The 14,438-nt window shown below is 42.8% G+C and carries 13 protein-coding genes; 9 read left to right on the top strand and 4 right to left on the bottom strand.

Annotation, left to right across the window (positions count from 1 at the left end; translation table 11 throughout):
• The first annotated feature begins 51 nt into the window (after positions 1-51).
• The 3 genes from guaB (at position 52) to OCU30_RS09350 (ending at position 4,693) form a co-directional block, all read left to right on the top strand.
• The gene (guaB, locus tag OCU30_RS09360) at positions 52-1,512 is read left to right on the top strand and encodes an IMP dehydrogenase (protein WP_077315535.1); all 1,461 of its coding nucleotides are present in this window, start codon (positions 52-54) and stop codon (positions 1,510-1,512) included.
• A 102-nt stretch (positions 1,513-1,614) separates the two neighbouring features.
• Positions 1,615-3,189, top strand: a complete 1,575-nt coding sequence (guaA, locus tag OCU30_RS09355; protein WP_077315534.1) for a glutamine-hydrolyzing GMP synthase — start codon at positions 1,615-1,617, stop codon at positions 3,187-3,189.
• Positions 3,190-3,496: 307 nt separating this feature from the next.
• Positions 3,497-4,693, top strand: a complete 1,197-nt coding sequence (locus tag OCU30_RS09350; protein WP_077315533.1) for a tyrosine-type recombinase/integrase — start codon at positions 3,497-3,499, stop codon at positions 4,691-4,693.
• 45 nt (positions 4,694-4,738) lie between these two features.
• Here the strand turns inward: OCU30_RS09350 and OCU30_RS09345 are convergent, their stop codons facing one another.
• From OCU30_RS09345 to OCU30_RS09330, 4 genes are all read right to left on the bottom strand, one after another.
• Entirely contained in the window at positions 4,739-6,526 is a 1,788-nt protein-coding gene (locus OCU30_RS09345; RefSeq protein ID WP_077315532.1) for a DUF2326 domain-containing protein, read from the bottom strand.
• A complete protein-coding gene (locus tag OCU30_RS09340) occupies positions 6,523-6,762 on the bottom strand; it encodes an ABC-three component system middle component 8 (protein ID WP_077315531.1) in 240 nt (79 codons plus the stop codon). Before OCU30_RS09340 ends, OCU30_RS09345 begins: the two co-directional genes overlap by 4 nt.
• The gene (locus tag OCU30_RS09335; RefSeq protein WP_205408839.1) at positions 6,746-7,762 is read right to left on the bottom strand and encodes an ABC-three component system protein; all 1,017 of its coding nucleotides are present in this window, start codon (positions 7,760-7,762) and stop codon (positions 6,746-6,748) included. The genes OCU30_RS09340 and OCU30_RS09335 overlap by 17 nt, the downstream gene beginning before the upstream one ends.
• A gap of 133 nt (positions 7,763-7,895) precedes the next feature.
• Positions 7,896-8,972 (bottom strand): transcriptional regulator, encoded by a 1,077-nt coding sequence (locus tag OCU30_RS09330; protein ID WP_077315530.1) that lies wholly within the window; start codon positions 8,970-8,972, stop codon positions 7,896-7,898.
• A gap of 85 nt (positions 8,973-9,057) precedes the next feature.
• On the opposite strand from OCU30_RS09330, the gene OCU30_RS09325 reads away from it, so the two are divergent.
• From OCU30_RS09325 to OCU30_RS09300, 6 genes are all read left to right on the top strand, one after another.
• A complete protein-coding gene (locus OCU30_RS09325) occupies positions 9,058-9,285 on the top strand; it encodes a helix-turn-helix transcriptional regulator (RefSeq protein ID WP_001069954.1) in 228 nt (75 codons plus the stop codon).
• Positions 9,286-9,297: 12 nt separating this feature from the next.
• Complete coding sequence (locus OCU30_RS09320; RefSeq protein WP_077315529.1) at positions 9,298-10,293, top strand: replication protein RepA; 996 nt, start codon at positions 9,298-9,300, stop codon at positions 10,291-10,293.
• Positions 10,294-11,096: 803 nt separating this feature from the next.
• Positions 11,097-11,471: a conjugal transfer transcriptional regulator TraJ gene (traJ, locus tag OCU30_RS09315; RefSeq protein ID WP_077315580.1), complete on the top strand. Its 375-nt coding sequence runs from the start codon at positions 11,097-11,099 to the stop codon at positions 11,469-11,471.
• On the top strand, positions 11,468-13,228 hold the full coding sequence (traI, locus tag OCU30_RS09310; protein WP_261821301.1) for a TraI/MobA(P) family conjugative relaxase: 1,761 nt from the start codon (positions 11,468-11,470) through the stop codon (positions 13,226-13,228). Before traJ ends, traI begins: the two co-directional genes overlap by 4 nt.
• A gap of 235 nt (positions 13,229-13,463) precedes the next feature.
• Positions 13,464-14,237 carry a P-type conjugative transfer protein TrbJ gene (gene trbJ / locus OCU30_RS09305; protein ID WP_077311916.1) on the top strand — a complete coding sequence of 258 codons (774 nt, stop codon included), beginning with the start codon at positions 13,464-13,466 and terminating at the stop codon, positions 14,235-14,237.
• 2 nt (positions 14,238-14,239) lie between these two features.
• Complete coding sequence (locus tag OCU30_RS09300; RefSeq protein WP_077311918.1) at positions 14,240-14,437, top strand: hypothetical protein; 198 nt, start codon at positions 14,240-14,242, stop codon at positions 14,435-14,437.
• The last annotated feature ends 1 nt before the right edge of the window (position 14,438 follow it).

The following is a 14,438-nucleotide window of genomic DNA, read 5'->3' as shown; positions in this document are numbered from 1 at the left end:
CGACGATAAAGATTGTTTACTTTAAACTCCACTGTTTGTGAGATATTGCACATGTTACGAATTGCAAAAGAAGCTCTGACCTTCGACGATGTTCTACTCGTCCCAGCCCATTCCAATGTTCTACCAAGTACAGCCGATCTTCGCACTCGACTTACGAAAAACATTTCGCTAAACATCCCAATGATTTCAGCGTCTATGGACACAGTGACAGAAGCTCGCCTTGCTATCGCACTTGCCCAAGAGGGCGGTATTGGATTTATTCACAAGAATATGTCTATTGAACAGCAAGCTGAAGAAGTTCGTCGCGTGAAAATTTTCGAAGCCGGCGTGGTCACACACCCTGTGACGGTTAGCCCTGATGCGACTATCTCTGATGTTAAAGCACTCACTGAAAAGCACGGTTTTGCCGGTTTCCCTGTGGTGTCTGACAATCACGAATTGGTGGGTATCATCACTGGCCGTGACATTCGCTTTGTGACGGATATGACTAAATCTGTTTCTGCGGTAATGACGCCAAAAGAGCGCCTAGTGACGGTTGCCGAAGGGGCGTCACGTGAAGTAGTACAAGAAAGCATGCACCGTGATCGCGTAGAGAAAGTGTTAGTCGTGAATGATGAATTTCAACTAAAAGGCATGATCACAGCAAAAGACTTCCACAAAGCAGAGCGTAAACCAAACGCGTGTAAAGACGAGCATGGACGTTTGCGTGTTGGTGCTGCAGTTGGCGCGGGTGGTGGCAATGTTGAACGTGTTCAAGCATTGGTTGATGCTGGCGTTGACGTGCTATTGATCGATTCTTCTCATGGTCACTCTGAAGGCGTTCTACAACGCATTCGCGAAACTCATGAAGCATTCCCTAACCTCGATATTATCGGTGGTAACGTCGCAACAGCAGCGGGCGCGCAAGCACTTATCGACGCTGGTGTGAGCGCAGTGAAAGTCGGCATCGGCCCAGGTTCTATTTGTACCACTCGCATCGTCACTGGTGTTGGTGTGCCACAAGTAACGGCTGTGTCTGAAGCAGCATCGGTTGCTGACGAGCATAATATTCCGGTCATTGCTGATGGCGGCATTCGTTTCTCTGGCGATATTTCAAAAGCGATTGCAGCGGGCGCATCGTGTGTCATGGTTGGCTCAATGCTAGCAGGCACGGAAGAATCTCCGGGTGATGTGGTACTTTATCAAGGTCGTTCATACAAAGCTTACCGCGGTATGGGCTCGTTAGGCGCGATGTCTAAAGGTTCATCAGACCGTTACTTCCAAAGCGATAACGCGGCAGACAAATTGGTTCCTGAAGGAATTGAAGGTCGTACCCCTTATAAAGGTCGCCTAAAAGAAATCGTTCACCAACAAATGGGTGGTTTACGTTCTTGTATGGGGCTGACTGGGTCGGCTGATATTGAAGCTCTACGTACTAAAGCAGAGTTTGTTCGCATCTCTGGTGCAGGCATCAAAGAATCACACGTACATGATGTGCAAATCAGTAAAGAAGCACCGAACTATCGTGCTTAATTAATACCTCAAGTAAACGTTTGCTTTTTTTGCTTGAAGACTGATGAGGAGGCGGGTAGACTCGCCTCCGTTCCCTAATTTAGCTGGTAAAGACTCCCCAATATGACAGACATTCATGACCAACGAATTCTAATTTTAGATTTCGGCTCTCAATATACTCAACTTGTTGCTCGTCGCGTGCGTGAAATCGGCGTTTACTGCGAACTATGGAGCTGGGATGTTGAAGAAGCGGATATCCGCGAATTTAATCCAGATGGAATTATCCTTTCTGGTGGCCCTGAAAGTGTAACAGCGAACCAGTCACCACGTGCGCCCCAGTATGTGTTTGACTCTGGCGTTCCTTTGCTCGGTGTATGTTACGGTATGCAGACCATGGCAGAACAGCTAGGCGGCAAAGTTGCTGGCTCTGATCTGCGTGAATTTGGTTATGCGCAAGTAAAAGTGAATAATGACTCTACCATCTTCAATGGCTTGAAAGACGCCGAAGATGAGAACGGTAACCCACTGCTTGACGTATGGATGAGTCACGGCGATAAAGTCGTTGAAATTCCATCTGATTTCGTAAAAGTGGCGTCAACGGATACCTGTCCGTATGCGGCGATTGCGAACGAAGAGAAAAAATACTATGGCGTGCAATTCCACCCAGAAGTGACTCACACTAAACAAGGTCTTCAAATGCTTGAAAACTTTGTATTAGGCGCGTGTGCTTGTGACCGTTTATGGACGCCAGCATCGATCATCGAAGATGCCGTTGCTCGTATTAAAGAAACCGTCGGCGATGACGAAGTTATTCTTGGTCTTTCTGGTGGTGTTGACTCTTCTGTTGTGGCAATGCTGGTACACCAAGCGATTGGTAAGCAGCTCACCTGTGTGTTTGTGGATAATGGCTTATTGCGTTTGAACGAAGCTGAGCAAGTCATGGACATGTTTGGCGATAAATTCGGCTTAAACATTATTCATGTCAATGCGGAAGATCGCTTCCTTGATGCATTACAAGGCCAGTCTGACCCAGAAGAAAAACGTAAGACCATTGGTGGCGTGTTCATTAACGTATTCGATGAAGAATCACGTAAACTGAAAAACGCAAAATGGTTAGCGCAAGGCACTATTTACCCAGATGTGATTGAATCAGCCGCATCAAAAACCGGTAAAGCGCACGTGATCAAATCTCACCATAACGTTGGCGGCCTGCCAGACGACATGGCAATGGGCTTGGTTGAACCACTACGTGAATTGTTTAAAGACGAAGTGCGTAAAATTGGTCTTGAACTTGGTTTACCATACAACATGCTATTCCGTCACCCATTCCCTGGGCCAGGTTTAGGTGTGCGTGTACTGGGTGAAATCAAAAAAGAATACTGTGATTTACTGCGTAAAGCCGATGCTATCTTTATTGAAGAACTGCACGCTGCGGATCTTTACAACAAAGTATCACAAGCGTTTACGGTTTTCCTTCCTGTTCGCTCAGTGGGCGTAATGGGTGATGGCCGTAAATATGATTGGGTTGTGAGCTTACGAGCCGTTGAAACCATCGACTTTATGACCGCGCATTGGGCACACTTACCATACGATTTCTTAGGTAAGGTCTCTAACCGCATCATCAATGAAGTGAATGGTATTTCCCGCGTGGTTTACGATATCTCAGGCAAACCACCTGCGACGATTGAGTGGGAATAATGCTCCTTTAAGAAAGGTCTGGCATTAACAGGCACTAAATCATACCTAAGTCCGCGTAATTGCGGACTTTTTTTGTTTTTGGCTTAGTCATTTTTGGCAATGTCTGGCAACACCAAGCACGGTTTGACCGTGGTATTTTGATGGGTATGATTCATCGGTAATGCCATGGATTACGCCCGATACCATGCTGAGTGTTTTTGATGGGACATGGTATTAAATCATTATATCTATCTGTTTTATAAAGATTAATCTCTGGTTTTTTAGGGGTGTTTCAGCATGGTATTAAACAACAATAATAGGTCGAAACATGCTGACTGATACCAAGCTACGCAATCTCAAGCCCAAAGATAAACTATATAAAGTTAATGACCGTGATGGCCTCTATGTTGCTGTCACCAAAGCGGGGTCTATCTCCTTTCGTTACAACTACTCGATCAATGGTAGGCAAGAAACCATTACCTTTGGTCGCTACGGAGTAGGGGGCATCACGTTAGCAGAAGCGCGTGAGCGTCTCAATGAAGCGAAGAGAATGGTTATTGATGGAAAGTCACCGGCCAAAGAGAAAGCCCGTGCTAAGGCGAGAACGAACGACGCTGAAACCTTTGGTGCCTGGGCCATAAAATGGCTGCGAGGCTATCAGATGGCCGATTCTACCCGGGATATGCGTCGCTCAGTTTATGCTCGAGAACTTAAAGATAAATTTGGTAACTGGAAGCTCACAGAAATTACGCATGAAGATCTGCGTTCACTGACTGACTCGATAGTAGAGCGTGGAGCACCCGCAACGGCTGTACACACGCGTGATATTGTACTCCAGGTGTATCGGTGGGCAATTGAACGGGGCCAGAAAGTTGAGAACCCGGCAGACCTGGTTCGGCCCGCAAGTATCGCGCGATTTGAACCAAGAGACCGAACGTTAACACCAGCTGAGATCGGTTTGATGTACCGATATATGGAAAAAGTAGGAACCACGCCTTCGATTCGTGCTGCGGTAAAATTGCTATTGCTAACTATGGTGCGCAAAAGTGAGTTAACCAATGCGACTTGGAGTGAAATTAATTTTAGCGAAGCGCTGTGGACGATTCCGAAAGAAAGAATGAAAAGACGAAAGCCTCACCTGGTGTTTTTGTCACGCCAGGCGATGGACATTCTTATTGCCTTGAAGACATTTGCTGGTGGATCTGATTACATTCTTCCTTCTCGTTATGACTCCGATGCCCCAATGAGCAGTGCGACAATGAATCGTGTATTGGCTCTAACGTACAAGGCCGCTCAAAAAGAAGGTCAGTCACTAAGTAAGTTCGGGCCACATGATTTACGTCGAACAGCGAGTACTTTACTGCATGAGGCTGGATACAATACGGATTGGATAGAAAAATGCTTAGCACATGAGCAGAAAGGGGTTAGGGCTGTTTACAACAAAGCCGAGTACCGAGAACAGCGCGCGGCCATGTTGCAGGATTGGGCTGACATGATTGACGAGTGGGTTAATTTATATTCCTAGAAAAAGGGGGATATACTGCCCCTTTTTAATTTTACGGTACAGACTTTACCAAGAAGGCATTTTAAATAGACGTCCACTTTGTCCATTATCGTGAAGATTTAGGACGATTTCCTCGTCTGAGAAATTAACTCCAGATGGCATATCGGAATCAATAACTGTTAATATATACTGTATGCCGTATAGTTCAGAATAAGTTCTTACAAAGTTTAAAAAGGCTTTTTTCTTACGTTCATCAAGTGTTTCTAATCCACCGTCATGATAAATAAACCGAACGAAGTCGGCATTTGAATAAGCAAAGCTAACTGATAAATCATATCCCATACAAAGAATCTTTTTATATGAATGACCATCACTCTCACCTGTCTGCTCACCGGTATCACCCATTATTCCGGCATAGAACTCTAAGTTTCCTTCTTTGTTCTGTTTAGTGCTAATAAAACCGTTCTTATCTAAAACACTTAGAACAAATATAGAGAATAGATTTTTAATTGAACTGTAAACACCTTGTTTATCTTTAGTTACCTCTTCTCTGTTATCCTTAATTAACGCTTTTGTAAGCGATTGCTCGTTTTCATCTTCGTTTATTTTTTCTTCTGTTTCACTTATTTTTTTACTTAATGTAAGCTTTCTATTTATATCATTTATCTCTGTTTTAATAGAAAGAAGTATAGATGTGACTTCTTTATATTTATCAAAAGTTCCTATTTTATTTAAATATGATAGTTTTTTGGAACGAGATGTGTTTAATTCTTCAAGTTTATTTGTTACGAGATTAAGCTCGTCTTCTAATTCTTTAACTTTGACTTTAACGTATTTTTTTCTTTCTGTTGTTATTTTTCTTTTGAATTCTATTAGATCATCATAGGACTTTTTTATCTGTCCATCGAATATTATCCCAGCTTCCTCAAATAGTTTTTGGGTTAAAGATGTTTTCAGGTTTATTTTTTCGTCTTTTAGTGTATTGTTTAGTTTTCTTATATTGGCAGAGAGGTAATACTTTACTTTGTTTAATTCGGAAATGTCTTCATCTATTTCTGATACTAATTTATTTATATTTTCCGTGTCTACCTTATTAAAGTTAAACGTGTCTAACTGTTTCTGTAATGATTCAGATTCTTTATTCTTTATATCCAATAATCCAGTTAATACTTCTTCTTCGTCTCCTAGTATTTCTCCAATATCTAAGCGTAATTCCGTAAGTAGTTCTTTTGATTTCTCAATATCATAAGCTAGTTCATAGTTTCGCTTCAGATTATCCGCATTAAAACCGAGGATTTTTCCTACGTATGGCTTCCAGTGTAGATGTCTTCCTAGGAAATTACTCAACTTAAAAATATCAGAAAAATCATCTTGATTTCTTAGAGCATAATTAATTGCAGTTCGATAGTCCCATGGAGATATACTTTTTAAATTAAAGTTTGCATCCAGAATTAACTTCGCTGTATCAATAGGTATATCGAAATAATCCCAGAACTTATCACTTGATAAGGTGAAGTCTTGTTCTTTTTCTTTGTGTATTTTTATCGATATTTTTGTGTTGGATGATACAGATCTTTTTACAGTTAAGTACTTTCCGTTGTTTAACTTTAATTCTAAAAAAAACACAAAATTCTTAAATTTTTCAAAGTATTTAAATAGAAAGAATGAAGGCTTTCTTTCTTTTAATAAACAATAATCAATTAGGTCCATTAATCTGCTTTTTCCAAGATTATGGGTGTCCTTATCCTGATTTTCACGAAGTTTTATTTCTGCAAATACAACATTGAATCCTTCATTAAATGTAATAGGATTAAATATGTTATTTTTGTTTGAGTAGATTTTAGTTAATTTCATTTTCCTATATACTCAACTAAGTCATTTTTTTCATGATATTCAATTAAACCAAGAATAAATAAAAACTCCAATGATAGATCCAAAAGATATATCGCCTTTTCATTCTTCTTTTTTAGTTCTTCGTATAAGTTGCTGTAAGGCTCAACTTTTTTATATTTTATCCGCTTTAGCAAAAAAGAAGATACAGCTAAAACAGTCAAATCAGGATGAGAGTTCTTATTAGGCTGTAATAGCATAAATGCCATCCTTTTCACTTTCCACTTCACCTATATCACAAATGTAATACATATAGTGTAGCATTAGTTTTGTTAATCTTTTGTTGGTTTTACAGTCTTGGTCTCTAGATATTATTAGATCATAAATTTTTTCAATTATGTAATTGAATTCATGTGTTGGTTTTTTTATTGCTCTGATTTTTTCGTCTAACTCTGATTTGCACTCTAAATATTTTTCCTGAAACTCTGAGTTTTCGGGTCTAGACAAGAAGTCGCTTATTTCATTAAAGGCAATCATTTTGTTTTCAATTATCTTAGAATAACTTGAATTTAAATTATTAATTTTGTTTTTCTTTTCTAAAGATGTTCTTTTAATATTTTCTATGGTTTTTTCTGGTTTGGTATTAACTAGTTCATTAATGTTTGTTATTTCATTTTTAATGCGAATAATCACATCCGCAAGCTCATCTGGTTCTATATTTAGAGGCATATCAAAAGCATTTAGATCTACTTTTTCAGGAATGTCAGGAAAAGCCTTTAAATAATTTTCAATGTCTTCAACTCCAAGTAGGACTATATTTCTTTTTTCCAGGCCGGTTTGATTCGACATATAGTCTAAAATTTCTTCATGAGCATTTGCTGGTAACTTTCTATTAGCGAATAGCATGTAGTTTTTCATACCATCTTCTAAAATCAACTTTCTCATTTTTTCGACTTCTTCATTCACGATAGAGCTTTTAGAACCGAAAAAGTCGTTGTCTGAAAACTTTTTATTATACTCGGTGGTATGCTTCGCCTGAATGATTGTTAAGCCTGTCCATGGATCCCTATAGCTAGGTATATCTGTGGCTTTACCGTCAAACCGAGCATCTCGACCTCCATCAGCTCCATCTGCAAAGGTTTTAGTGCCGTAGCCCAATAACTTATAACATAGTTGAATAACCAACGACTCAAATTGTTTGGGAGATATTTCAGAATAGTTGTATTTCATAGCATCAAGTTGCATTCGGTTTTGATACATTCTCTTCCATAAACACATAACTATCAACCAATTGGTGAAAATATCGTGAAGTTAGTAGTTGTAACGCATTGTCCACCTAGAGGGTGGCGCAGCCTTTTAGTGCTATTTATATAAATTGGTTGGATTTTAGCGGCTAAAGTTTCTCATTAATTTTGAACGTTGGTAGCTGAAATTCTTCTCGAATAGTTCCCAAGGCCTTAGACACAGCTTGGTTTGACAAAGGCTTACCCGTGATTTCACCCAGCAATATACCAATATTTTCATTAGATTTGTTCTGTTTGCGAAGAACCAGCATGCGCTTTTTATTGTCCGTTATCCGATAATCTACCATCTTGCGCGCTAAATTGCGTAGTTCGGGTACATTAGTTGGGGCCAGTGAAGAGTTCAGCATGAAGTGATAAAAGTACTCATCAATTAATCTATCTCCGGACTTAGCGTTATGACGGTCTGGATGAGCTATTTGGCGTCGTAATCTCAAGACTTCTTTCTCAAATTGTTCTGTAGAGCGCTTGGCTTGCTTATATAGAGAGTTCCATCGGCCATGAAGCTTGGGACGATGGTTTAGACAGTAATTCGTACTCAGATCTGGTCGCTTTTTCTTTCCTTCTTTTTCATCATTGTCTTTAGCATTGTCATGATCATTGTTTTCTCTCTCAATATATCCGTGTTTTGTCCATGTGTGCATGAACTGTGAAAACTCTGTTGGGTTCCCACACAAGGCACACAGTCGTGTTTTTTTATCCGCTTTTAAACTGATATCAGGCGCTAGTTTTGATCTATGAGGTTTCTTTCCTTCACAAATCATAAACAATGATTTGAGCATATCTTGAGTCGATATGAATAGTATGTCTTGCTCTGTGTGGGAGCTCTTCTCAACAAAGTCGCGTAAATAAAAGTGAATTTGGTCGGCCGTATAACGAAAACCTCTCAACTTGATGAGATCACTATAGTTACACTTTTCTCTTGAGATAGAGCAATAGGACAAATACTGGTTTGGAAGGCTACTCAAGTATTCCGATACCACGGGATCAATCACCTGTTTAATCAAGTTTATGATGCTGTGGCTTTTAGACTCTTCCGAGTATGAATGCCATTTCTCCCTAAAAATGCGAATGGCATTTGCTACAGACTTATCAGAATTCTCCCATACAGGGATATAAAACTGACCTAGTCGTTCTGACGCATCTACCTCAGTTTCAAATATTTTCATATCCCACTTTTTTGTCCAATGATTGGTCTAATCTACAGGCAACTCCTGGCATTATCAACCCAAGAATGTTGAAAAGGAGAAGGTTATGAATCCATCAATGACAAACAAAACGCTGATTAATCGCAAGACCTTACTCAGCATGATCCCTTTGTCTGATCGAACAATCTATAACCTGGAACAGCGTGGTGAGTTTCCTCGTCGTATTGTTCTGACCAGCCGAAGTGTTGCTTGGGACCTAGCTGAAGTGGAGAACTGGATAGAAGAAAAGCGCAGATCTGCGTTAAAAGCCGCAAGACCCGGTTTTATTTGGTAAGTCTGAGTTCATATGACGATCAAAGATGTAACGGATGTTCAGGCTAGGGGAACCACTCGGCAAAAAAGTGCCTCGGGTGCCAGCGGTAAGCTAGAGCTAAGCACGAAATATATCGACAACATCATAGCAATCCAGGAGTGCAGTGCTCAGGAGGCTAATGAACTCGGTTTTATCGCTCGGCTTTTGATTCAAGCAACCATACCGCATAGCAAACCCCAATCGAATGAGTGGAGTCGTAAGAATGGTAATTTCACAATGCACATGATGGCCCCCTCATCGGTAGGTTTGCCTTATGGTTGCTATGCACGTTTGCTTCTGGTTTGGATGACCACTCAAGCAGTAAGAAACAAGTCCAGATTGGATAAAGGTTATATCGATGAGGCAGAGGCGCGCAGGCTTGAATTAGGGAATTCTCAGAGAAGTTTTATGGCCGAACTAGGGTTATCGGGAACTGGGGGGAAAGATGGTTCTATTCCGCGTTTGCGTGAGCAGATGGGCAAACTTTTTAAAACCACCATTAGCGTTATGTTTACGGAACATAATGAAGGTGATGAATATATTGCTGAGGATGAGATTGGTGCCAGAGTGGCGGATGTTTCACATATATGGTGGAGCACAAAGCATCCAGATCAAAATTCATTATGGGGCTCTTGGGTAGATCTGTCGCCAAAGTTTTTTCAACTGATAACAGATAAACCAGTTCCTCTAGATATGAGGGTTTTGCGGTTGATTAAGCGCTCTCCTATGGCTCTTGATATATATTGCTGGGCAACATACCGAGTCAGCTATTTAAAACGTTCAACAGTCATTCCTTGGGAAGGGCTAATGGACCAAATAGGAGCCAATTATCCTAATACTTCTCAGGGGCATCGAGATTTCAGAAAACGGTTTCTCGATGGGCTTAAAAAGGTTCAATATGCATGGCCAGAGCTAGATGCTACTCCAACTCAAAAAGGATTGCTTTTGAAGCCTAGTGCTCCTCAAGTACCTCGACGGACAAAGCGATAGAGTGAGCGGCATGAAACAGTATGTACGCACCATTCTTGATGTTATTAAGCCTGGGTATTTAGAAAGTTATCCACGCATGTTCTGTCCCGCTTTAAAGGGGGTATTTTGCGCATGTTCTGTCCCGGCTTACGCATGTTTTGTCCCGGAGTGCGCATGTTCTGTCCCGCGAAGTACCAAAAAGTTTTTTAATAACAGGTGGTTGTAGATCCCCCTATAGTACTTTCCTGTAGGTATACCTATATAAAAAAATAAACCTGTAGTTGAACAAACAAATATTGTGGATAACTTTGATAAATAAGTTGCTCAAAAGTGTCAATGAAATCATTTTTTGGGAAGTTATGTATTTTTAACGTTATGAAAAATAAAGTATTTTTATTTTAATTACCTTGGCGTTTAAACATTTATTGACACTTGAGGGGCAGTTAAACACGAAGGCTTTGAATTTAGCCTAGATCGGAAAGTGTAAGGAAAGCTGTGCTTTTCGGTGTCGTGATATTGAGTAAAGCCAACACACATAAATTACTGTAAGACCGCTATTTCAGCGCTATTCAGTCGTTATAAGAGTGCTGTAACTATCGGCTTTTTATATAAACAGATTACCGAGCAGGCAAAACAGGAAAATACACAGAAATGCAGACTTGTATGCAGAGGTTACCTTGCTAAAACCAATGCTGATATGCGGGCAGGATGTGTGAAGTAGGCCCACCATGCAAGCATGGCGAAGCCTCTTCACTTATGACTTATTCGCACCTTCGGCACTCAACGTTGATCCTGCCCTGCGGGGCCTGAGAGAGGATACACAGATGGAGAACAACACAAATAATACGACGAGAAAGAATAGTCCTCCGATTAAGGTCTATTGCCTACCGGAAGAGCGTGCGCTGATCGAATCCATGTCAGTACAGGCAGGGCTCAGTGCTTCGACCTATTTGCGTGAAGTAGGCCAAGGCTATCGTATCCAGGGAATTACCGATGCAGAGCATGTACGCGAGTTAGTGCGGGTTAATGGTGACTTAGGACGTCTGGGTGGATTGCTGAAGTTATGGCTTAGTAATGATGCCAAGGTGGGACATGTTGGGGCCAATACGATCTTGGCAGTGCTTAATCGTATCGAGGCGACGCAAGATCAAATGAGTTCACTTATGGAGACTATTCTTCGCCCGAGGGTGGACCAATGATCGCCAAGCATGTCCCGATGCGTTCTCAGGGGAAATCTGACTTTGCAGGCTTGGTGAATTACATCACCGCTCACCAGAGCAAAGAGCATCGACTTGGTAACGTTCGTTTAAATAACTGTGAAGCGAAAACCGTGCGCGATGCGATCAGTGAGGTGTTGGCGACTCAGTTTGCGAACACCCGAGCAAAGAGTGATAAAACCTACCACCTGATAGTGAGCTTCACTAATGGTGAACAGTTAGAAGCGCATACTTTAGCCGCGATAGAAGAACGCCTTTGCCAAGGCTTGGGCTACGGTGAGCATCAGCGTGTCAGTGCTGTACACAATGATACGGACAATCAACATATCCATATAGCAATTAACAAGATTCACCCTACTCGCAACACAATCCATGAGCCGTATTACCCGCATAAAAAGCTAGCGGAAATGTGCGAGGCCATCGAGCAGGACTTTGGTTTGCAGCCGGATAATCATATACCGCGCAAGCGCGGGGCCGAATCACGTGCGATGGATATGGAGCGGCATTCGGGTATTGAAAGCTTAGTGGGGTGGGTGAAGCGCGAATGCATGGACGAGATTAAATCAGCCAATAGCTGGCAGGCGTTTCACCAGGTCATGCAGGACAATGGTTTGCAGTTAAGAACGAGAGGAAATGGTCTAGTGATCGTTGCCGACGGTGAAGCGATCATCAAAGCGAGCACCTTGGGACGTGAGTTTTCTAAACCCAAACTCGAAGCGCGCCTTGGTCCCTTTGAAGCGACTGCATCGGATTCTGTTAAGCCGAGCCGCCAATATACACACCGACCTGTTCGCTTGAAGGTGAATACCACCGAGCTATATGCCCGTTATCAAGCAGAGCAGAAACGTGCCGCAGAGAGTAAAACGCAAGCCCTTGAGCAGGCTCGTCGTGATAAAGATCGACAGGTTGAAAACGCCAAGAGGAAAGGGCGTGGCCGTCGCGCAGCGATTAAGTTAACCGGTAGTAATAAGCTTACTAAGAAGCTTTTGTACAAACAGGCCAGCGATGCATTGAAAAGCGATCTTGAGCGCATTCACAAGCGTTACCAAGAGCAACGGCAAACGATATATCAAAGCAATAAACGCCAAGCCTGGGCAGATTGGTTAAAGAGCCAGGCATTGCAGGGAGATAGCGAAGCCCTCAAAGCGCTACGTAGCCGAGAGGCTGCACAAAAGCTCAAAGGTAATAACCTCAAAGGAGACGCAGTTCAGGCCGAGCCCAAAGCAACGGTCGATACGATTACGAAAAAAGGCACCATTATTTATCGAGCAGGTAACAGCGCCGTGCGTGATGATGGTGAGCGTCTACAAGTGGCGACGGCTTCCAATCAAACCAGTGTCTTAGCTGCGCTAAAGGTAGCAATGGAGCGTTACGGTAATCGTATTACCGTTAATGGTTCGCCTGAGTTCAAAGCGCGAGTAATCAAGGCGGCGGTAGATGGCAATCTGTCTATCAAATTTGCCGATCAAGGACTAGAACGCCGTCGTCAGGCATTTATGGCCCAGAATAACATGGCCAAGCGGTCTGATAAGCCTGGCGTGTTACCGATTGGCAAAGTGCCACCTCCACGCCGTGGCCGGTTGCAAAACCTATCTCAGTTAGAGGTCTTAGCGATACAGTCAGGCTCTGTAACTCAAAAAGCGACGGTCATGTCGGCACTAGAGCAGCGTAAAGCTAAGCTCCAAGCTGAGCAGGCAGCTAAAAAGGCGAAAAGACAACATAAGAGCCGATCACGTTGATGTGATTGCAAAGGAATCGACGGAAGCCCTAACCGCTTCGGTTGGTAATAACACCGATGTTTAACCCTATTTGGCCGCGCGTTTTACGGTGTCGCGCAGGTCGGGCGCCGGGATAGTAAGTGGCGATCTATCTCTGAAAAGGCCCACATTCACCGCTGGCAACGGCAGGAGTAGGAGACGAGCCTACAGGTTGGTGAATGCAACTTTTAGTCATAATAACTAAGAGTAATTAACCATGTTAAAACGAAAAATTTTAGCGGCTAAAATTCCCGTGCTTGCCATCTCCTTGGCGTTAAACCTTTCTAATCCTGTATATGCGGGGATTCCGGTTGCAGATGGTACGAATCTAGTTCAGAACATCATGTCGGCAATGGAAGCTGTTACACAGACTACTAAGCAAATTCAGCAGTATCAAACCCAGTTGCAGCAGTATGAAAATATGCTGCAAAACTCGATGGCCCCTGCTTCATATATTTGGGACCAGGCGCAGCGGACCATCAACGATCTGAACCAGGCGACCAACACACTCGCCTATTATCAGAACCAGCTTGGTAGCCTCGATGCTTACCTAGGCAAGTTCCAGGACGTAGCCTATTACCGCAGCTCGCCATGCTTCTCTTCGGCGGGGTGCAGCGATGCCGAACGCGCCGCAATGACCGAGAACCGACGCCTTGCGTCTGAATCGCAGAAAAAGGCCAACGACGCGCTGTTTAGGAGTTTGGAACAGCAGCAAGATAACTTGGAAGCCGATGCCCGTCAGCTCAATCGCCTGCAATCTGGTGCTCAGAGCGCGGACGGCCAACTGGCTGCGATTGGTTACGCTAACCAGCTTGCTAGCAACCAGGCCAGCCAGCTCCTGCAAATCCGCAGCTTGCTGATTGCTCAGCAGAATGCCGTTGGTACTCGGATGCAGGCGGATGCTGACCGCGAAGCTCAATATCAAGCGTCCCGTGAAAGGTTGTTCGATATGGGTGAGCCAACCGACCGTTCAGAAAACAGGAGTTTTTAGTTATGAAGAATATTACCCGAGTTTTTATCGTTAGTGCGTTGGCCTCTTTTGTCCTGGTAGGATGCGGTGAAGATAACGGGCCAAAGCCTGCAACGATCAACTGTAACAACCCGAACCTGACGAAAGAGCAGAAGGAAAAAGGGAACTGTCTTTGGGATATGGGCGAACCCACGGATCGCTCCAAGAATAAGGGGTTCTAAT

The organism is Vibrio palustris (assembly GCF_024346995.1).
Classification (GTDB): domain Bacteria; phylum Pseudomonadota; class Gammaproteobacteria; order Enterobacterales; family Vibrionaceae; genus Vibrio; species Vibrio palustris.
This window is presented reverse-complemented; position numbering and strand designations above follow the sequence as displayed.

What these genes read in the sequence shown, in the direction of transcription:
- guaB (WP_077315535.1), top strand. Translation starts at nt 52, where the DNA reads ATGTTACGAATTGCAAAAGAAGCTCTGACCTTCGACGATGTTCTACTC.
- OCU30_RS09345 (WP_077315532.1), bottom strand. Translation starts at nt 6,526, where the DNA reads ATGAAATTAACTAAAATCTACTCAAACAAAAATAACATATTTAATCCT.
- traJ (WP_077315580.1), top strand. Translation starts at nt 11,097, where the DNA reads ATGGAGAACAACACAAATAATACGACGAGAAAGAATAGTCCTCCGATT.
- guaA (WP_077315534.1), top strand. Translation starts at nt 1,615, where the DNA reads ATGACAGACATTCATGACCAACGAATTCTAATTTTAGATTTCGGCTCT.
- OCU30_RS09340 (WP_077315531.1), bottom strand. Translation starts at nt 6,762, where the DNA reads ATGCTATTACAGCCTAATAAGAACTCTCATCCTGATTTGACTGTTTTA.
- OCU30_RS09350 (WP_077315533.1), top strand. Translation starts at nt 3,497, where the DNA reads ATGCTGACTGATACCAAGCTACGCAATCTCAAGCCCAAAGATAAACTA.
- traI (WP_261821301.1), top strand. Translation starts at nt 11,468, where the DNA reads ATGATCGCCAAGCATGTCCCGATGCGTTCTCAGGGGAAATCTGACTTT.
- OCU30_RS09300 (WP_077311918.1), top strand. Translation starts at nt 14,240, where the DNA reads ATGAAGAATATTACCCGAGTTTTTATCGTTAGTGCGTTGGCCTCTTTT.
- OCU30_RS09320 (WP_077315529.1), top strand. Translation starts at nt 9,298, where the DNA reads ATGACGATCAAAGATGTAACGGATGTTCAGGCTAGGGGAACCACTCGG.
- OCU30_RS09330 (WP_077315530.1), bottom strand. Translation starts at nt 8,972, where the DNA reads ATGAAAATATTTGAAACTGAGGTAGATGCGTCAGAACGACTAGGTCAG.
- OCU30_RS09325 (WP_001069954.1), top strand. Translation starts at nt 9,058, where the DNA reads ATGAATCCATCAATGACAAACAAAACGCTGATTAATCGCAAGACCTTA.
- OCU30_RS09335 (WP_205408839.1), bottom strand. Translation starts at nt 7,762, where the DNA reads ATGTATCAAAACCGAATGCAACTTGATGCTATGAAATACAACTATTCT.
- trbJ (WP_077311916.1), top strand. Translation starts at nt 13,464, where the DNA reads ATGTTAAAACGAAAAATTTTAGCGGCTAAAATTCCCGTGCTTGCCATC.